The following is a 17,716-nucleotide window of genomic DNA, read 5'->3' on the forward strand; positions in this document are numbered from 1 at the left end:
TGAGGTGCAGGGCTTCATCCCAACCGGCACTTTCACCAAACCACCGGATGCACTTCTCCCGTCGACACGTTGACGAAGCCTTCCGGCGCCAGCGGCGAGGGCGCCACCAGTACCCAGGTCCACGGGGCGCAGGTGAGCGTCGCGAACATCAGTCGCTCCGGAAACCCCGGGTTCCAGCGCGGCCGGAAGGTCGGCTCGTACATCCAGTCCACTTCCGCGGCGGCGCGGTACAGCGTCTGCATTTCGGCGTCGAGCTCCGCCGCCGGACGCTTACTCATCAACCCGCCGATCTCGAACCGCACCGTTGCCGTGACCTTGCCCTTATGCACCAGGGCCCAGCCGCCCTGCGTTTCGCGCAAGGTGTTCACCGCCAGCGCCATGGCGGCATCGGATGAGCCGCAGGTCCAGATATTGTGCTTGTCGTGCGCCACCGAGCAGGCGACGGCGGTGTCCGGATCGCGCGGGCCGCAGCCGCGCCAGAACATCTTCGCCACTTTCCCCTCACCCGAGAAGCGGTCGACGATGGCGAACTTGGTGAGGTTCTCGCTTTCGAGCCGCTGCACCTCGCCGTTCTCGACCGGCAGCTCCATGGTGTAGAAATCCGGGTGCCAGTGGAACGGCCGGAGCACCGCCGCCTGCATGGTCTGTCGCCCCGGCGCCGCCGCGATGGCGAAATCCCCAGGGGTGATCTCGCGCTGGATATTGATGGTTCGCGTCGCCCATTCCGGCCAGGCAATATCGGGCACCTTGCCGATAAAGCTCGTCCCTTCCGAAATCTGCGCCCCATCGGCCCACACCTTGGCGATCTTCAGCGACGCGACGTCATCGAGCAGCACCATGTCGGCGAAGCGGCCGGGCGAGATCGAGCCCACCCACGGGGTCAGCCGCATGTGCCGCGCCGGGTTGATGGTGGCGCACTGGATGGCGATCTCCGCCGGCAGGCCCGCCGCGATGGCGGTGCGGATATTGTGGTCGGTGGCGCCGGTCTCGAGCGTCAGCGTGGCGCTGCGATCGTCGGTGGCGAAGGCGACCTGGCTCCAGTCGACCAGCCCCTTCTGCAACAGCCCGGTAACGATCTCGGTCATCGAGTGGATGCGGATCTCGATGAAGAGCCCGTGCCTGAGCTTGTCCCATGCCTCGTCGGCCGTCATCATCTCGTGGTCGGAGGCAAGGCCGGCCGCAGCGAAGGCGTTGATCTCGCCCAGCGTCCTGAGCCCGGCGCCATGCCCCTCCACCACGCCGCGCGCCGCGAAGGTCGCCTCGATCATCCCCCACAGCCGCTGGTGCGAGGGGTTTTCGGGGTTCCACACCGCTGGCCAGTCCATCACCTCGTCGAGCCCGGTGACCATGGGGCTGGCGGCCATGAACCTGGCCTGCTCGTCATGGCCGAAATGCCCACCGCCCCATTCGTAAGCCGTGGGCGGCACCGCCGAGCCGGGCTGCGGAAACACCTTCAGCGGCGAGCCGGCCTGCCGGGCGGTCAGCCAGAATTCGAGGTTGTGCGGCCCGTCGACATTGGAGAACTCGTGGCTCGCCTCGCAGGTCCAGGTATTGCCGCGCGGCATCACCAGAGCGGCTTCCCATTCCGGCGTCAGGTGCGAGCTCTCGATATGCTTGTGCACCTCGCCGAAGCCGGGCACCGCGGCGAGCTTTGGCTCGTGAAAACGTTCCTTGACCTGCCCCTGGTACTCGCCCGCCGGCCCGACCCAGGCGATGCGCCTGCCGCGCATCACGATTTCCTGGTCGTGCATCCAGGTGCGCGAATGCACGTCGAGGAGTTTGCCGACCCGCAGCGAGCGGTCGGCCGGACGCTTGCCCAGCGCCACCAGCAGCAGGTCCTGCCGGATTTTGACTTCATCGGCGGCGGTGATGAGGAGGTCGGGGGGCAGGGAGATCATACAGGTGTCCTATTGATAGAGACGGCCCCCTCCCATCCTCCCCCATGAAGGGGGAGGTGCCCCGCCAGTGGGTTGGGCACAATCGAACCACAGCCCCGACTCTTCACCTCCCCCTTCATGGGGGAGGCCGGGAGGGGGCCGTCTGCTTCAGCCATGCTCAAATCCCGTACTTCTTCTTCCAGATCCCGATCAATCGCAGCGACTCCGCCGCGATCCCGCCGATCAGCTCCTCCCCCTTCTGCGCCGTCGCCGGCCGCGGATCACCGAACACGCCGCTCCGGTTGAACGCCGAGAGCTTCATCGGTTCGGTCCCGAACAGCTCCGGAAACTCCGGATATTCCGGCGCGGCGCGCTCCATCCGCACTGTCGCGGGCGCCAGCGCCAGCATCATCGAGGTTTCCACCTCGTCGGCATGATAGAAGCCCGGCCCGGCCGGCTCGCTCTCCATCAGTTCGGCCGCCAGCGCCTCGAGCCTGGGATAGTCGAGATGCAGCACCGGAAAGCCCGCTTCGCTCAGCGCCCGCGCCGCGAGGTTGATCGGCTCGCGATTGCCGAAATGCCCGTTGACGGTGATCAGCCCCTTGACGCCCATCCGTCTCAGCCCGCGGCCGATATCGGCGACGGTGGCGCGCAGCGTGTCCGGCGACAGCGACAGCGTTCCGGCCCAGTCCTCCGCCGTCCAAGCGTCGCCATAGGCAACCGCCGGCAGCAGCAGCCCGTCACAGCCCTCAGCGATACGGCGGGCCACGCCGCTTGCCAGCACGGTGTCGGTCAACAGCGGCAGGTGCGCCCCATGCTGCTCCACCGCGCCGACCGGCAGCACGGCGACCAGTCCTCTGGCGATGCCCGCCGAGACGTCTTCCCAACTGGCGCTTGTGGTATCGAGCATCAGGCCCATCCTGCGATATTGAGCGGCGCCTGCGGCGCGAGCTTGCCGAGCAGTTCGCCGACACTCAGGCGGTAGTCGACATGGCCATCGAGCCGGGTCCCGAGCGCGGCTTCCGCGATATCGGAGGTTTCATAGCCATGCGCAATGAGGTTGATCATCGCGGCCTGCAGCGGCCCCATGGTCGGATTGAAGGCGACGCTTTCGACCGAGAAGCCGGAAACCATCTGCCCATCATCGAGCGCCAGTACCACGGCGCCCGGGCATTTGCTGTAGGGCGCATGGGCGCGCCGTCCGGCATCGAGCAGGCGATCGGCGATGGTCGCCGGCCAGTCGTTGGCGGCGAGCTCGAGCGACGCGTCATAGGCGCCGGCGACCGCGCCGCGCTCGCCGAGATAGTCCGGGTCGAACGGCCAGGGATAGAGCTCGGCCATGGTGAGGCGGTGGCCCAGCGGATCGATCAACGTCAGTTCGCGGCTCCCGGCAAACTCCGAGATGTACTGCCGGCAATGCGCGCAGGGGTGCGCTTCGCCGATTGCGATGGTTTCGATCGTCGTGCCGCGCGCGGCGGCGCGGGTGAACACGAAGCCTTCGCCGTGGATGGTGAAGCCCAGATGCGTGCCGGGGAATTCCACATTGCCGCCGAGGATCAGGTTGCCGGTTTCGCGCTCCAGCCCGACCGCACCGACCAAGAAGTTCGAAATCGGCGGCCGGGCGATACCCCGTGCCGGCGCCAGCGCCAGAAGCATCAGCTCCTCGACGCTGCCAAGCTCGAAGCTTTGGCGCAGTATCGTCGCCTCTTCGGCGTCGACGATGCTGCCGAGATTATCTTCCGGACGGCGGGCTTTTGCTGCCACCAGCTCGGCGATTGCTGCGCCGAGCTGGTCGCCGATCTCGGCACTCTGACGGTCAAATCGACTGGCGATATCGGGGTTTGCCTGGAACGGATTGAGGCTCACTGGCGCTGCCTGTGGTTGCCGCGATTGCATTTGACAAGCGGCTTTTGAGTGTCGTTAGATCGCCATGTAAACCGGTTTACCGGACGGGGGTCAAATGGGTTCGACGCTTATCCACGGAGCGACGGTTCTTTCCGTGGACGCTGAAAATCGGGTGTTCGAGGCTGGCTTTGTCGCCATCCGCGACGGTCGGATCAGCGGTGTAGGACCTCGCGACGCCACTCCCAACCCGTCTGGCTTCGACGAGGTGTTCGACCTGACCGGACACCTCGTCATGCCGGGCCTCGTCAATGCCCATACCCACTCGGTGATGGTGCTGTTCCGCGGCCGCTCGGAAGGCCAGAGTCTGCTCACCATGGAGGGTTGGTACAACTCGATCCGCGAGCCGGAACTGTCGCTGCTCGCCTCCGACGTCGGCCCGGCTGTGGCGCTGAGCTGCGCCGAAATGGCGCTCTCGGGCACCACCACCTTCTGCGACCAGTATTTCTTCGCCGACGAGATCGCCGACGCGGTGAAGGATGCCGGGCTGCGAGCCGTCATCGCCTACGGCATCGTGCAACTGGGCGACGAGCGCCGCGGCGCCGAGGAACTGGCGAAGGCCACCGCCTTTCTCGCGCAGCAGCGCTCCGCAGATGGCCGGATCATCCCGTGGTTCGGCCCGCACGCGCCCTATGTCGACAACACCGAGGCCTTGCTGGTCGAGGAAGTGGCGGTTGCCAATGAATACGGCGTCGGCCTTCACCTGCATATGGCCTGCGGCCCGGAAGACAACGAGGAGACTGAGCGCCGCTACGGCACCACCGCGGCGGTGGCGCTCGAAAAGCTCGGCTTCTTCAAGGGCCGCATCCACGCCGCGCACTGCATCGATCTCAGCGATGACGATATTGCGGTGTTCGCCCGCGCGCCCCACGCCTCGGTCTCCTACAACGCCTCGGCCGGCCTCCGCTCCGGCCGCGCGGGGATGTGCCGGGCGGTGGACCTGAGGGCCGCCGGCGTCACCGTGGCGCTCGGCACCGATAACGTCGCGGCCAACAATTCCTATGACATGGTCTCCGAGATGCGGGTCGCCGGCCTGGTTGCCAGCCATCGCGAAGGGGTGGCGCAGCCGCTGTCGAGCCGCGACCTCATCCGCATGGCGACGATCGAAGGCGCCAAGGCGCTCGGTCTCGAGCACGAGATCGGCAGCCTCGAGGTAGGCAAGGCCGCCGACATCGCAGCTTTCGACATCAGCGGGCCCGGCTATTCCGAGACGCCAGACCCTGAAACCCTGCTGGTCTACTCGGGCAGCGGCCGCGACCTGCGCCACCTTTGGGTGGCTGGAGAGCAACTGGTGCAGAACCGCAGCTTGACGCGCCGGCCCTTTGGGGACATCCGACAGGCTTACTCGGCGACATACGCCGATTTCTGGAACCGCGTCCAACACGCCAGGACGGACGCCAAGAACAAGAAAGCAGTAGCTTGACCAAACGGACTTTCATTTTCGACAGCGACGGTGGCGTCGACGACGCCCAGGCGCTCATTCTGCTGGTCGCCAACGGCAAGGCGCCTGACCTGATCACCACGGTGTTCGGCAATGTCGGTCGCGACCAGGCGACCACCAACCTGCTCGCCACCTGCGCTATGCTGAAGGTCGACATTCCGGTTCACATGGGTGCTGACCGGCCGCTCACGCAACCGATCATCGACGCCAAATACGTGCATGGCGATGATGGCCTGGGTGGTGCGCGTCGTCCCGACAAGCAGGCCCTGCCGGCCTCCGGCGACGCGATCGGCGAGCTTCGCCGCGCCTTCGGTGATGCGGCGGCCAAGGGTGAGAAAGTCGATATCCTGATGATCGGCCCGCTGACCAACCTGGCTCTGGCGTTGCGGCTCGAGCCCTCGATCATCGACGGCATCGGCACGCTCACCATCATGGGCGGCAACGTCTACGGGCGCGGCAACACCACACCGGCCGCCGAGTTCAACATCTACGCCGACCCTGAGGCGGCACATGTGGTGCTGACCGCCGGGATCGAGACCGTGGTCATCCCGTGGGAGCCATGCCTCACCCACTTCATGGAAGGCCCGAAAGTCGACGCGATGTTCGACGCCATCCCGGCCAGCCCGCTTCGTGATTTCTCGAAGGCCCTCGCTGTTCACGCCCGCGACAACGGCATCCGCCGCGGCCTGCCCGATCGCTTCCTCTACGTCGATCCGCTGGCCGCCGCCGTGGTGCTCGATCCCTCGATGGTGACCAAGTCGATCGAAGCCTCGTCATCGGTGGCGCTCGCTCCGGGGATCACCCGCGGCATGACGCTGGTCGATCCTTCCGGGCGCCTGGGCACCCCCAAGATTACGTTCGTCGAGGAGGTCGACGTCAGCAAAGTCGACGCGCTCTACGCCGTATCCGCCGCCTATTCCCCCAAGCATTAGAACAAACGCAAACAGGAGTGCGCATGTCTCTGATCTCGACTTTGGCCAAGGCCGCAGCAGGTACCCTGCTCGCCGCCTCGATGATGATGTCGACGGCGATCCCCGCCGCCGCCCAGGAATACACCAAGGACAACCCGCTCAAGGTCGCCCTGGTGCTGCATGGCACGCTCGGCGACAAGAGTTTCTTCGATGACGCTGCCGAAGGCATGAAGACCGCCGAGGCCGAGCTGCCGGTGACCGTCAAGATCATCGAGCTCGGCTATGACCGCTCCAAGTGGCAGGCCGGCCTCGCCGACGCCGCGGACTCGGGCTACGACGTGATCATCGCCGGCACCTTCGACATGACCGGCTATATCGCCGAGCTGTCGCCGGAATATCCGGACGTCAAGTTCATCGATTTCGACGACTCGCCCGATTACAGCGCCTGCGAGTGCAAGAACGTCCTGGGTGTGCAGTACACCACGGCCGCCGCGGGCTATCTCGCCGGCTTTGCCGCCGCCAAGATCTCGAAGTCGGCAACGCTGGGCACCATCATCGGCATGGAATTCCCGACCGTCACCGACTTCAAGACCGGTTTCGACCAGGGCGCCAAGGCCGCCAACCCCTCGATCAACATTCTCAACGCCGTGGCCGGTTCGTTCAACGACCCTGCAAAGGGCAAGGAAATCGCGCTCGCCCAGATCAACCAGGGTGCTGACGTGGTGTTCCCGATCGCCGGCGGTACCGGCATCGGCTCGCTCCAGGCGGTCAAGGACTCGGGCAAGCTCGCGGTCGGCGTCGACAGCGACCAGGCGACCATCTTTGCCGCCTCCGATCCGGCCCAGGCCGACGTGATCTTCACCTCGGTGCTGAAGAAGGTTGGCCACTCGCTGTACCTGGCGCTCGGCCAGACCATCGAGGGCACCGCGCCCTATGGCTCGCGCCAGCTGCTCGGCATCAAGGACGGCGCCGTGGGTATCGCCAAGAACGCCTGGTACGAGAAACTCGTGCCGGCCGACGTGCGCGCCGAAGTTGATGCGCTCGAGGCCAAGATCGTCGCGGGCGAGATCGAAGTCGCCACCGACATGAAGTAATCTGATGGGCCCCGCGGCAAACGCGGGGCCCATTCATTCTTGACGTAGCGCAGAGCGGGGCAGCATGGCGCTTCTGGAAGCAATCGGGATCGGCAAGACCTATCCCGGCGGGGTCGTGGCCAATGACGGAGTGAACCTCGTCATCGAGCCGGGTGAGGTTCACGCCGTGGTCGGCGAGAACGGTGCAGGCAAATCCACCCTGATGAAAATCCTGTTCGGCATCGAACAGCCCAATGCCGGCACCCTGCTGCTCGACAACCGGCAGGTGCATTTTTCCAAGCCGCGCGAAGCCATCGATGCCGGCATCGGCATGGTGTTCCAGCATTTCTCGCTGGTCCCGAGTTTTTCTGTCTACGAGAACGTGGTGCTCGGTTCCGAGCCCCGGGCGGGCATCCGGCTCGATCGCAGCAAGGCGATCGCCGAGGTGCAGGCGCTCAGCGACAAGTTCCGTTTGAAGGTCGATCCGCTGCCGCCGGTGGGCTCGCTCCCCGTCGGCCAGCAGCAGCGCGTCGAAATTCTGAAGGCGCTCTACCGCAATGCCCGCATCCTGATCCTCGACGAGCCCACAGCCGTGCTGGCGCCGCAGGAAGTGCAGGAGCTGTTCGTCGCCATCCGCTCGCTGGTGGCGCAGGGCAAGACCGTGATCTTCATCGCCCACAAGCTGCCCGAAGTGCTGGAGATATCGAACTCCATCACCGTGATGCGGCAGGGCAAGACCGTCGGGCAGGTGAAGACCAGGGAGGTCACCGAAAAGAGCCTAGCCGCCATGATGGTGGGTCGCGAAGTCAGCCTCCGTGTTGACCGCAAGCCCACCGATCAGACCGAGCGGGTTGCTTCGGTCAGCGGGCTCCGCGTCGTCAATGCGCGCGGCACCGAAGTGGTCGCCGGGCTCGATCTCAACGTCTATGCCGGTGAGATCGTCGGGCTGGTGGGGGTCGAAGGCAACGGCCAGGCCGAAACGCTCGAAGCGATCGCCGGGCTGCGCCATGTGGCGGCCGGCGACATCACCGTCGCCAACCAGAATGCCAACCCGTTGACCGTGCTTCAGCGGCGCGGCCTGGGTGTCGCCTCGATCCCCGAGGATCGTATCGCCGAGGGACTCTCCACCGGCTCGACCGTGGCCGAGAACCTCGTCGCCACCCGCCTCAACGACACCCGCTACGTGCGGGGCGGCCTGCTCGACCTCAAGGCGATCAAGGCCAATGCGCTGCGGCTGATCGAGCAGTTCTCGATCCGCGTCGGCGGACCCGGTTCTGCCGTCGGCACGCTGTCGGGCGGCAATATGCAGAAGGTGGTGGTGGCGCGCGAGCTGAGCGAGCAGCCAAAACTCCTGCTGGTCAACCAGCCCACCCGCGGCGTCGACCTCGGCGCCACTCAGTTCATCTGGCGCACCATCACCGATGCCCGCGACAAGGGCGCTGCGGTGCTGCTGAGCTCGGCTGATCTGAGCGAACTGCTGGCGCTGAGCGACCGGCTGCTGGTGCTCTATCGCGGCAAGATCGTCGCCGCTTTCCTTAACACCCCCGATCTCACTCCGGAAACGCTGGGCACCTACATGCTCGGGCTCTCCACCCAGACATCGGACGAAATGCAGGCGGCCCTCAAATGAGCAACATTCCCGCCATCGACCGCAGCTCGCGCTGGAAAACCATCCGCCGTGAAGTCGGTCGCGCCGTCGGCGCACTGGTGATTGCGCTGCTCGTCACCTTCATCGTGGTGCTGCTGACCTCCAAGGCGCCGCTCGACGCCATCACCCAGCTGCTCACCGCCCCGGCCTCCAAGCCGCGCACCATCGGGCTGTGGCTCGACGATGTGGCCAAGCTCACCATCACCGGGCTCGCCTTCTCGCTGGTGTTCCAGGCCCGGCAGTTCGCCATGGGCGTGCAGGGTCAGGTCTATATCGGCGCACTGGCCGCGAGCTACGTCGCGCTGTCGCCGCTCGGCGCCACCTGGGCCGGTATTCCCCTGGGGATCACCGCCGCCATGCTGGCGGGCGCCATCTACGGGTTCCTGCCGGGCATCGCCAAGGCCAGGCTCGGCGCCAACGAGATCGTTTCCTCGCTGATGCTCAACTACATCGCCATCGAGGTCTGCAACTTCCTCGTCCGCACCAGCCTGCCCAAGCCGCAGGCCGGGGTGCTCACCACCAACGATTTCCCCGACAGTTCGGTATTCCCGCAACTGATCAAGTTCGACGGGCTCAACGTCACCCGGCTCGATCTCGGCCTGGTTTTCGCACTCGTCGCCGTGCTGGTGGTGTGGTTCGCGCTCTATCGCACCAGCTGGGGCCTGAAGCTGCGCCTCGTCGGCCACAATGCCCGCTTCGCCGAATATTCCGGCATCAAGGCGACCTTCATCATGGTCTCCGCGATGACCGTGTCCGGGGCACTGGGCGGCCTGCTCGGCTCGATGTTCGTGCAGGGGCAGGGCTACGGCAAGCTGACCGTACTGTTCGAGGGCGGCCTCGCTTTCGAGGGCATCCTCGTCGCCATCGTGGCGCGCAGCCGGCCGCTGGCGGTGCCGGTCGTGGCGCTGTTCTACGGCTATCTGCGCCAGGGCGCCCAACTGATGAACATCCGCACGGACGTCCCCGCCGAGGTGATCGGCGTGGTCACCGCCATCATCATCCTGTTGGTTTCGTCGTCCTTCTCGCTCAACTTCGTCACGCGGCTGTTCAAACGCGGCCCCTCCACGGCTGCTGCGCCGGCGACCGTCGGAGGTGCCGCCAAATGATGGAACTGCTCATCACCGTCTTTTCGGCCACCTTCTTCGTCACCGTCATCCGCACCACCACCCCGCTGCTCCTGGCAACGCTCGGTGGCCTCATCGCCGATCTCGGCGGCGCGCTGAACGTGGCGCTTGAAGGCATGATGCTGATCGGCTGCCTCACCGCGGTGATCGTCTCGGTCTATGCACCATGGTACGTCGCGGTCGTCGCCGGCCTCGGGGCAGGTGCGCTGCTCGGGCTGATCATGGCGTTCTTCGCCTTCCGGCTGAAGGCCGACATCATCCTCGTCGGCTTTGCCATCAACATCCTTGCCGCGGGCGGCACGGTATTCGCATTGGCCCTTGCCACCGGTGGCGACAAGGGTACCTCGATCAACCTTCAGTCCAAGGCCGTCCCGGCGGTCGATCTCAGCTTCCTCAGCGCCATTCCCGGCATCGGGCCGACGCTCAAGGCGTTTCTCTCCGGCCACTCGGTGCTGAGCTGGCTCGCCGCGTTCCTCGTCTTCGCGGTGTGGTACTTCCTCTACCGGACGCCCTGGGGGCTGTGGCTGCGCGGCGTCGGCGAGTATCCGGCGGCGCCTGAAGCCGCCGGCATCCCGGTCACCAGGATCCGCACCTTGAGCCTCGTCGTCTCCGGCGCCCTGGCGGGTCTCGGCGGGGCGCAGCTCGCGATGTTCAACTATGTCGGCTTCACCCGCGACATGACCGCCGGCCGCGGCTTCATCGCGCTCGGCGCCGTGCTGCTCGGCGCCCGCCACCCGGTCGGGGCGCTCCTGGCAGCGCTGCTGTTCGGCGCCTTCGAAGCACTGGCGGTGGTGATGCCGGGCCTTTTCAACGACATCCCGGCCGAACTCATCCGCATGATCCCGTTCGTCGTGACCATTGCGGCACTGGTGCTGTTCTCGATCCGGGCGCAGCGGGCGCTGGCTTTGCGTGGGGTGAAATAGGGGTACGGACGGACGGTCGGTCCTGTGATCACCACCAACACCGGCCGTCATCCCGACGAAAGTCGGGACCCAGTGCTCAGGCTTCTCCCAACGCACGATCCTGCCGACCTTGCTGTGATGGACCGGGCCGTCATGTGCCCATCCTACCGTCCGAGCAGTGGGTCCCGGCTTTCGCCGGGATGACGGCCGGTGGGTGGGGTGAGAGCGTGGCAGCCGCCGCTCAATAGTTCAACTCAGTGAACCGCGCCGCCCGTCCATCATAGAGCAGCAGCCGGCCGACCAGCGGCTCGCCCACCCCGGTGATCAGCTTGATCGCCTCCATCGCCATCAGCGTGCCGATGACGCCGGTGACCGCGCCGATGACGCCGACCACTTCGCAGGAAGGGAGGTCGGCCTCATCAGGAGTATCGGGATAGAGATCGCGGAACTGTCGGTCGCCGGGCATGAACACCGTCACCTGGCCGTCGAACATCGACACGGCGCCCGAGACCAGTGGGATCTTCGCGGCTTCCGCCGCCTCGGCGACGATCTTGCGGGTGCCGAAATTGTCGGTGCCGTCGATCACCATGTGATAGCCGGGGAGCAGCCTGCCCGCATTGTCGGCGGTGATCCGCTCGATATGTGGGATATATTCGACATGCACATTGAGTCCGGCGACAAACGCCCCGGCGCTCTCCGCCTTGGGCGCGCCGATGCCGTCGGCCCGGTGGATCATCTGGCGTTGCAGGTTGGAGAGCGAGACGGTGTCGTGGTCGACCACCCCGAGCGTACCGACGCCTGCCGCCGCGAGATAGGCAATCAGCGGGCTGCCGAGCCCTCCGGCGCCGATCACCAGCACCCGCGCCGCCTTGAGCTGCTGCTGGCCTTCGCCGCCCACCCCGCGCAACACGATGTGGCGGGCATAGCGCCTGATTTCTTCCGGGCTGAGAGCCGTCACGGCGGGACCCCCGTCCGTCACGGCCTGCTCACGATCGGCACGGCGATGAAGCGCCGGTCCGGGCCTTCGAAACCTTGTGAGAACACCGAGACGATGGCCACGGGCGTCAGGTTCCGCCACGCCCAGTTGAACGGCGCGACGACGGCGCTCAGTTGGTAGTCGACCGTGCAGTTGCGCGAGGCCGGTACCGTTTCGTCGCGATACATCAGCGTTGCCGTGCGGTCAGACGGCTCGAACGTCAGCTCGAAGCCGACCGGCGGCTCGAAGCCGAAATCTTCGACGCAGCGCACGGTCGAGGTCGAAGGGAAGGTGGTGAGCCTGAGCGTCGCGGTGTCATCCGGCTCGGCCATCCCAAAACCCGGGGTGCCGAACGCGATCACCTTGCGGTCGGCCACCGGCTCGGCGTCGCCGTGCATGGCCGCAAGCACCGCCGGCTCGCTGATCTGGAACTTGGCGATCGCCGGGGCAGCTGCCTGGGCCGACTTGGCGCGCACCGACGCGAGGCCCGGCTGCTCGTCTTCGAGGCGCACCCGGAAGGGCGAGCCGCCCACCCATTTGTCCTCGGCGACGTCGAGCACAAAGATGTTGGAATAAGCAAAGCCCGAGCCGTCCTGGACGCCGAATTCCTCATAGGCGAAGTAGCGACCGTCGTCGGAAAAACCGAGCGCCGCGAACTGCGCCGCATCGCCGGCGAACGCCGGGACGGCAAGCAGGGCAACGAAACTAGCGGCCAGTCGAACCGAAACCGCCTGCACCACGCTCAGTCGCATCAAGGCTCTCCCTCAGTTCGAACTCTATGCCCGAAACCGGCGCCACCACCATCTGGGCAATGCGATCGCCACGCTGGATGGTGAACGGGGCGTCGCCGTGATTGATCAGGATGACTTTGATCTCGCCGCGATAGTCGGCATCGATCGTGCCGGGCGTATTGAGGACGGTGACCCCGTGCCTGGCGGCGAGGCCTGAGCGCGGGCGCACCTGCGCTTCGTAACCGGTGGGCAGCGCGATCGCCATGCCCGTCGGCACCAGCGCCCGTTTGCCAGGTTCGATCGTCATTGTCTCGGACGCGCCGAGTGCGGCGAGGAGGTCAACTCCTGCCGCGCCCGTGCTCTGTTGCCGCGGGGCTTCTAGGCCCCGGCCGTGATCGAGCCAGATGAAGTCGACTTTGACCCGATCCGTCATGGTCAGCGGGTGTCGACGACGGCGAACAGCTCTTCAGGCAGGTTGGCCGTGCCGTCGAGCAGTTCGGTGAAGTTCAGCACCATCTCGGCTGCGTTGTCGCCGACCTTGGTCATGTTGGTCTCGGTGATACGCTTGCCCTTGATGCGGATGGTGGCGGTGTGACCTTCGAAATAGGTCTTCATCATCGCCTTGGCCTGCGCATCCTCGGCGCCGCCGGCGCCTTCGCTGATCTGGCTGGTCATCTCGTTGGTCTTGAATGCCACGCGCACGACGCCCGGGCTCACCACGGTGAAACTGGTGTCGGAGTTCGGGCCATCGTCGGTGGTCAGCGTGGTGAGGTCGCCTTCCTTGATCGTGGTGCAGGTGCCGCTGCCATCCGCATTCTCGGTCAGCACGTCGCCTTCTTCCTTGCAGAACGCGTCGGACGAATCGGCGTTGCCGCCGCCGGCCTCGGCCATCTGCTTGATCATCGGGTAGAACTCGGAACCCACCGTCATGACGGTGGTGGTCTTGCCGGTGGTCTCGCTCAGCACGTCGATTTCGGCCGTAACGTCCATGCATCCGGCAAGCCCGGCGCTCAGCAGCAGGATGCCGGCCAGCCGGGAAATGGTCTTCAGGGTCATGAAACTCTCCTCAACATCGCCCGCCGCATTGCCCCCGTTGTAGGAGCCGGTCCCAAGCGCCGCAAGCTGATGCTGCCTCGGTATGGCCCCAGTGATGAACGCTTGATGAACCGTCGTTCATAGGCCGCCTACCGCTCTCTCGTCCTCTCTCCCTTTCGGGGGAGAGGTCAGGTGAGGCGGCCTCGCCGTGAGCGCGATGCAAGGGGAAGGCCCGCTCACCCGGCGCTTCGCGCCACCTCTGCCCCAAAGGGAGAGGTGAAGTCAGAGCCCGAGCAGCCGCCACAGCGCCACCAGCAGCACCGCCGCCGTCAGCCAGAATCCCGCCACCAGCATGAAGCGGTTGAACTTGCGATCGGGCGAGTTCTTGTCGCGTTCGTAGTCGTCGAGCGCCGTCTCGGCCTTCGTGACAATGGCCGGCAGCCGGCCCAGCGTCATCACCACGGTATCGAAATGGTCCTTCAGCTCCTCGAGCCGGCCGAGCGGCCCGGCCGAGCGGCGCACCCAGTCGCCGACGATCGGCTCCGAGATGGTCCAGATGTCGAGCTCGGGGTCGAGCGCCCGCGCCACGCCTTCGACCAGCACCATGGATTTCTGCAGGAGGATCAGCTCCGGCCGGGTCTGCATCTCGAACAGCTCGGTGGTGGCGAACAGCTGGCCCAGCACCTTGGCCATCGAGATGTCGGAAACGCGGCGGCCGTGCTGCGGCTCGCCGATGGCGCGGAGCGCCAGCGCGAATTCGTCGATCGACTGCGTGCGCGGCACATAGCCGATCTCGAAATGCCGCTCGGCGATCAGCCGGTAGTTGCGGGTGATGAAGCCGTAGAGGATATCGGCAAGGAAGCGCCGTTCGCGCCGGGTGATGCGCCCCATGATGCCGAAATCGACGGCGACGATGTTCTGCGTTTTCGGGTCGGCGAACAGGTTCCCCGGATGCAGGTCGGCGTGAAAAAAGCCGTCGCGCACGGTGTGGAGCAGGAAGGCCTGCAGCAGGTTCTTCGCCAAAGCCTTGCGATCGACCCCGGCCGCGTCGAGCGCCGCGTTGTCGCGGATCGGGATGCCGTCGACCCAGGTGGTGGTAAGGACGGTATCGGAGGTGAAATCCCACATCACCTTGGGGATGACGAAGCCGGTATCGTCCTTGATATTCTCGTAGAATTCCGAAATCGCCGCCGCCTCGAGCCGGAGGTCGAGCTCGATCCGGGCCGAGCGGTCGAGCGTCGCCACCACGTCGACTGGCCTCAGCCGCTTCAGCTTGGGCACCAGCGCTTCGGCCAGCTTCGCGCCGGCATACTGGCTCTCGATGTCGGCCTGGAAGCGCTCGCGGATGCCGGGGCGGAGGATCTTCACCGCTACCGTGCGTCGGCCGTTCTCGTCGGTAAGGGTGGCCTTGTGCACCTGGGCGATCGAAGCCGCGGCAACCGGCGCCGAGAAATCGGTGAACTCCTGGGCCCGTGTGCCCAGTGCCTCGGCGAGCAGCCCCGGGACGAGCTTGTCGTCGAACGGGTCCATCTTGTCCTGCAGCACCGCAAGGTCGGCGGCGACGTCGGCGCCGACGATATCGGGGCGAGTTGCAAGGGTCTGGCCAAGCTTCACATAGGTCGGGCCGAGCCGGTTGAGCGCCCGGGTCAACCGCTCGACCCGGCCGGAGCGTTTCACTTCGCCGCGTTCGAACAGCCGGCCGAAGCGCACCCCGGCCCGCATCACCGGCGGCAGCGCGGCGTTGTCGGCAATCGACAGGGCACCCTCGCGCGCCAGGACGAAGCCGGCCCGGGCCAGGCGGAAATAGGCAGCGAGCCCCATGGCGTCAGAGCTTCCAGGCCGCGTGCAGCGCCGCGATATTGCCGGTGAACGGGGTATGGGTCACGCGCTTGAACCCGGCATCACCGATCATCTTCGAGAAGTGCTCGGGCGTCGGGAACTTGCGGATCGATTCGACCAGGTACTGGTAGGGCTGCGCATCGCCGGTGACGACGCGGCCGATTGGCGGGATCAGCCGGTCGGAAAATACCTTGTAGACCTCCGACAGCACCGGGGTATCGACCTGGCTGAATTCGAGGCAGAGAAAACGCCCGCCGCGTTTCAGCACCCGATGCGCTTCCTTCAGCGCCAGGGGGATGCGCGGCACATTCCGGATGCCGAAGGCGATGGTATAGGCGTCGAAGCTCTCGTCCTCGAACGGCAGTTCCTCGGCATTGGCCTCGACGAACTTCACCTGCGACGGGAACCGCCACTTGTGCGAGCGTTCCTCGCCGACCCTGAGCATGTCGGTATTGATGTCGGAGACCGTGACCTCGGCATAGCCGACCGAGGCATTGACGATACGCTCGGCGATGTCGCCGGTACCGCCCGCCATGTCGAGCACCCGATAGGGGACGCTGCCCTGTTTGGGCGGGGCGAGCCGCGCCACCATGGCGTCCTTCCAGACGCGGTGCACGCCGCCACTCATCAGGTCGTTCATCAGGTCGTACCGATCGGCGACGCGGTGGAACACCTCGTTGACGAGGTCCTGCTTGTCGTCGAGGGCGACCGTCCGTTCGCCGAAATGCGTGGTCTCGCCCATGCTCTGTCTCCGGATTGCCGGCGTTATAGCGGATGGGACCGGGGCTTGCCATGCGGGAAACGGGCGCATGCTAAACCCCGACAGAACGGTGGGCTTGTTACCGGATCGCCCTGCCGTCACATAGAAGCGACAACCGGAACGAGGATGCGATGCCCGAATTGCCAGAGGTCGAAACCGTCCGCCGCGGGCTCGAGCCCTATGTGACGGGCGCGCATATCGACAAGGTGACGCTCAACCGCAAGGATCTGCGCTTTCCATTCCCCGAGGGCTTCAAAGCAGCGCTCGAAGGGGCGACCATCGAGAGCACCGGACGACGAGCCAAATACCTGTTGTTCCGGCTGTCGAACGGCAAGACCTGGCTTAGTCACCTGGGCATGACCGGCGCTTATCGCTTCGAGGATTTCAAGTTCAAGGAGCCGTCGCGCTATTACGAGCCCGACGAGGATCGCAAGCACGACCACCTGGTCCTGGAACTGACCCATCCCGAGCACGGGGCGATGAAGCTCATCTACAACGATGCCCGCCGTTTCGGCTTCGTCGATCTTTATGAACACGAGGCCGAGAGCCCCTATCTCGAAGGACTGGGGCCCGAGCCTCTGTCCAACGCCTTCAATGCCGCCGAAATGGCGGAGCGCTTCGCGGGCAAGAAGGCGCCGATGAAGGCGGCGCTGCTCGACCAGCGCGTGGTGGCTGGGCTGGGCAATATCTATGTCAGCGAGGCGCTGCACCGCGCCCATATCCGGCCCGATATCGAGGCGCGCACCCTGGTGCTGAAGTCGGGCAAGCCGAGCAAGCGCCTCGACGATCTGGCCGATGGCGTGCGCACGGTGCTGATCGAGGCGATCGACGCCGGCGGCTCGACGCTAAGGGACTTCCGCAACGCCGAAGGCAATTCCGGCTACTTCCAGCACCGCTTTGCCGTCTATGATCGCGAAAACGAACCGTGCCCCACTCCGGGCTGTCGTGGCACGATCAAGCGCATCGTACAGTCGGGCCGCTCGACCTTCTTCTGCCCGGTGTGCCAGCATTGAGACGCGAATGGCAAAGAGGCAGCAGCGAATAGGCGAAGCAGGATCGATCGGGCTGCCGCCTCCATTCGCTACTCGTACACCAAGGGAGGCCGCTGCTCCCAGCCGGTGAATCCAGTTGACGTCCCACCCCGTCGCGACTATACAGCGCCCAACTTGGCGGCCCGAGATGCCGCCGATTTCATTTCATCGCCCCTGGAAAACCGGCCTCGGCTGGGCCAGCGGGTTGAGCGCCAAAGAGGAATTGATGGCCAATACTGCTTCCGCCAAGAAGGCCACGCGCAAGATCGCGGCCCGCACCGAAGTGAACAAGTCGCGTCGTTCGCGCATGCGTACCTTCGTCCGCAAGGTCGAGGAAGCCATCACTGCCGGTGACCACGCGGTTGCCGTCGCCGCTCTCAAGGCCGCCGAGCCCGAGATCGTCCGCGCCAGCCAGAAGGGCATCGTCCACGCCAACGTGGCCGCCCGCAAGGTGAGCCGCCTCAAC

17 protein-coding genes are annotated in these 17,716 nt (G+C 65.8%); 8 read left to right on the plus strand and 9 right to left on the minus strand.

The genetic code is table 11. The features are described 5' to 3' along the window. Positions 1–32 precede the first annotated feature (32 nt). From VGV07_RS20280 to VGV07_RS20290, 3 genes are all read right to left on the minus strand, one after another. A complete protein-coding gene (locus VGV07_RS20280; protein ID WP_326870546.1) occupies positions 33–1,898 on the minus strand; it encodes an adenine deaminase in 1,866 nt (621 codons plus the stop codon). 157 nt (positions 1,899–2,055) lie between these two features. Beyond that, the gene (locus VGV07_RS20285) at positions 2,056–2,787 is read right to left on the minus strand and encodes a creatininase family protein (RefSeq protein WP_326870547.1); all 732 of its coding nucleotides are present in this window, start codon (positions 2,785–2,787) and stop codon (positions 2,056–2,058) included. Further along, a complete protein-coding gene (locus VGV07_RS20290; RefSeq protein WP_326870548.1) occupies positions 2,787–3,743 on the minus strand; it encodes a hypothetical protein in 957 nt (318 codons plus the stop codon). The genes VGV07_RS20285 and VGV07_RS20290 overlap by 1 nt, the downstream gene beginning before the upstream one ends. 133 nt (positions 3,744–3,876) lie before the next feature. Here VGV07_RS20290 and VGV07_RS20295 point away from each other — a divergent pair, with 133 nt between their 5' ends. From VGV07_RS20295 to VGV07_RS20320, 6 genes are all read left to right on the plus strand, one after another. Beyond that, entirely contained in the window at positions 3,877–5,202 is a 1,326-nt protein-coding gene (locus tag VGV07_RS20295; protein WP_326870549.1) for an amidohydrolase, read from the plus strand. Then, complete coding sequence (locus tag VGV07_RS20300) at positions 5,199–6,152, plus strand: nucleoside hydrolase (protein WP_326870550.1); 954 nt, start codon at positions 5,199–5,201, stop codon at positions 6,150–6,152. The genes VGV07_RS20295 and VGV07_RS20300 overlap by 4 nt, the downstream gene beginning before the upstream one ends. Before the next feature lie 23 nt (positions 6,153–6,175). Continuing rightward, positions 6,176–7,225, plus strand: a complete 1,050-nt coding sequence (locus VGV07_RS20305; protein ID WP_326870551.1) for a BMP family lipoprotein — start codon at positions 6,176–6,178, stop codon at positions 7,223–7,225. Between the two features lie 64 nt (positions 7,226–7,289). Further along, entirely contained in the window at positions 7,290–8,834 is a 1,545-nt protein-coding gene (locus VGV07_RS20310; RefSeq protein ID WP_326870552.1) for an ABC transporter ATP-binding protein, read from the plus strand. Next, entirely contained in the window at positions 8,831–9,958 is a 1,128-nt protein-coding gene (locus VGV07_RS20315; protein ID WP_326870553.1) for an ABC transporter permease, read from the plus strand. The genes VGV07_RS20310 and VGV07_RS20315 overlap by 4 nt, the downstream gene beginning before the upstream one ends. Continuing rightward, positions 9,955–10,899, plus strand: coding sequence for an ABC transporter permease (locus VGV07_RS20320; protein ID WP_326870554.1), 945 nt, complete (start codon positions 9,955–9,957; stop codon positions 10,897–10,899). Before VGV07_RS20315 ends, VGV07_RS20320 begins: the two co-directional genes overlap by 4 nt. A 220-nt stretch (positions 10,900–11,119) precedes the next feature. Here the strand turns inward: VGV07_RS20320 and VGV07_RS20325 are convergent, their stop codons facing one another. The 6 genes from VGV07_RS20325 to ubiE all read right to left on the minus strand — a co-directional run bounded on the left by VGV07_RS20325 (position 11,120) and on the right by ubiE (position 16,201). Next, on the minus strand, positions 11,120–11,836 hold the full coding sequence (locus VGV07_RS20325; protein ID WP_326870555.1) for a molybdopterin-synthase adenylyltransferase MoeB: 717 nt from the start codon (positions 11,834–11,836) through the stop codon (positions 11,120–11,122). A 17-nt stretch (positions 11,837–11,853) separates the two neighbouring features. Further along, positions 11,854–12,606: a DUF2259 domain-containing protein gene (locus tag VGV07_RS20330; protein WP_326870556.1), complete on the minus strand. Its 753-nt coding sequence runs from the start codon at positions 12,604–12,606 to the stop codon at positions 11,854–11,856. Continuing rightward, positions 12,560–13,018: a dUTP diphosphatase gene (gene dut, locus VGV07_RS20335; protein ID WP_326870557.1), complete on the minus strand. Its 459-nt coding sequence runs from the start codon at positions 13,016–13,018 to the stop codon at positions 12,560–12,562. Before dut ends, VGV07_RS20330 begins: the two co-directional genes overlap by 47 nt. A 2-nt stretch (positions 13,019–13,020) precedes the next feature. Continuing rightward, positions 13,021–13,641 carry a hypothetical protein gene (locus VGV07_RS20340; RefSeq protein WP_326870558.1) on the minus strand — a complete coding sequence of 207 codons (621 nt, stop codon included), beginning with the start codon at positions 13,639–13,641 and terminating at the stop codon, positions 13,021–13,023. A gap of 261 nt (positions 13,642–13,902) precedes the next feature. After that, positions 13,903–15,441: a 2-polyprenylphenol 6-hydroxylase gene (ubiB, locus tag VGV07_RS20345; protein ID WP_326870559.1), complete on the minus strand. Its 1,539-nt coding sequence runs from the start codon at positions 15,439–15,441 to the stop codon at positions 13,903–13,905. Positions 15,442–15,445: 4 nt separating this feature from the next. Then, positions 15,446–16,201 carry a bifunctional demethylmenaquinone methyltransferase/2-methoxy-6-polyprenyl-1,4-benzoquinol methylase UbiE gene (gene ubiE, locus VGV07_RS20350; RefSeq protein ID WP_326870560.1) on the minus strand — a complete coding sequence of 252 codons (756 nt, stop codon included), beginning with the start codon at positions 16,199–16,201 and terminating at the stop codon, positions 15,446–15,448. 149 nt (positions 16,202–16,350) lie between these two features. On the opposite strand from ubiE, the gene mutM reads away from it, so the two are divergent. Together mutM and rpsT are read left to right on the plus strand one after the other, a co-directional pair. Next, complete coding sequence (mutM, locus tag VGV07_RS20355) at positions 16,351–17,232, plus strand: bifunctional DNA-formamidopyrimidine glycosylase/DNA-(apurinic or apyrimidinic site) lyase (RefSeq protein WP_326870561.1); 882 nt, start codon at positions 16,351–16,353, stop codon at positions 17,230–17,232. A gap of 244 nt (positions 17,233–17,476) precedes the next feature. After that, positions 17,477–17,716, plus strand: a 240-nt coding sequence (gene rpsT / locus VGV07_RS20360; RefSeq protein ID WP_326870563.1) for a 30S ribosomal protein S20, incomplete at its 3' end; no start/stop codon positions are given.

Source organism: Devosia sp. (genome assembly GCF_035944845.1).
Lineage (GTDB): Bacteria > Pseudomonadota > Alphaproteobacteria > Rhizobiales > Devosiaceae > Devosia_A.

What these genes read in the sequence shown, in the direction of transcription:
- VGV07_RS20280 (WP_326870546.1), bottom strand. Translation starts at nt 1,898, where the DNA reads ATGATCTCCCTGCCCCCCGACCTCCTCATCACCGCCGCCGATGAAGTC.
- VGV07_RS20285 (WP_326870547.1), bottom strand. Translation starts at nt 2,787, where the DNA reads ATGCTCGATACCACAAGCGCCAGTTGGGAAGACGTCTCGGCGGGCATC.
- VGV07_RS20305 (WP_326870551.1), top strand. Translation starts at nt 6,176, where the DNA reads ATGTCTCTGATCTCGACTTTGGCCAAGGCCGCAGCAGGTACCCTGCTC.
- VGV07_RS20310 (WP_326870552.1), top strand. Translation starts at nt 7,290, where the DNA reads ATGGCGCTTCTGGAAGCAATCGGGATCGGCAAGACCTATCCCGGCGGG.
- VGV07_RS20315 (WP_326870553.1), top strand. Translation starts at nt 8,831, where the DNA reads ATGAGCAACATTCCCGCCATCGACCGCAGCTCGCGCTGGAAAACCATC.
- VGV07_RS20320 (WP_326870554.1), top strand. Translation starts at nt 9,955, where the DNA reads ATGATGGAACTGCTCATCACCGTCTTTTCGGCCACCTTCTTCGTCACC.
- VGV07_RS20330 (WP_326870556.1), bottom strand. Translation starts at nt 12,606, where the DNA reads ATGCGACTGAGCGTGGTGCAGGCGGTTTCGGTTCGACTGGCCGCTAGT.
- dut (WP_326870557.1), bottom strand. Translation starts at nt 13,018, where the DNA reads ATGACGGATCGGGTCAAAGTCGACTTCATCTGGCTCGATCACGGCCGG.
- VGV07_RS20340 (WP_326870558.1), bottom strand. Translation starts at nt 13,641, where the DNA reads ATGACCCTGAAGACCATTTCCCGGCTGGCCGGCATCCTGCTGCTGAGC.
- ubiB (WP_326870559.1), bottom strand. Translation starts at nt 15,441, where the DNA reads ATGGGGCTCGCTGCCTATTTCCGCCTGGCCCGGGCCGGCTTCGTCCTG.
- ubiE (WP_326870560.1), bottom strand. Translation starts at nt 16,201, where the DNA reads ATGGGCGAGACCACGCATTTCGGCGAACGGACGGTCGCCCTCGACGAC.
- mutM (WP_326870561.1), top strand. Translation starts at nt 16,351, where the DNA reads ATGCCCGAATTGCCAGAGGTCGAAACCGTCCGCCGCGGGCTCGAGCCC.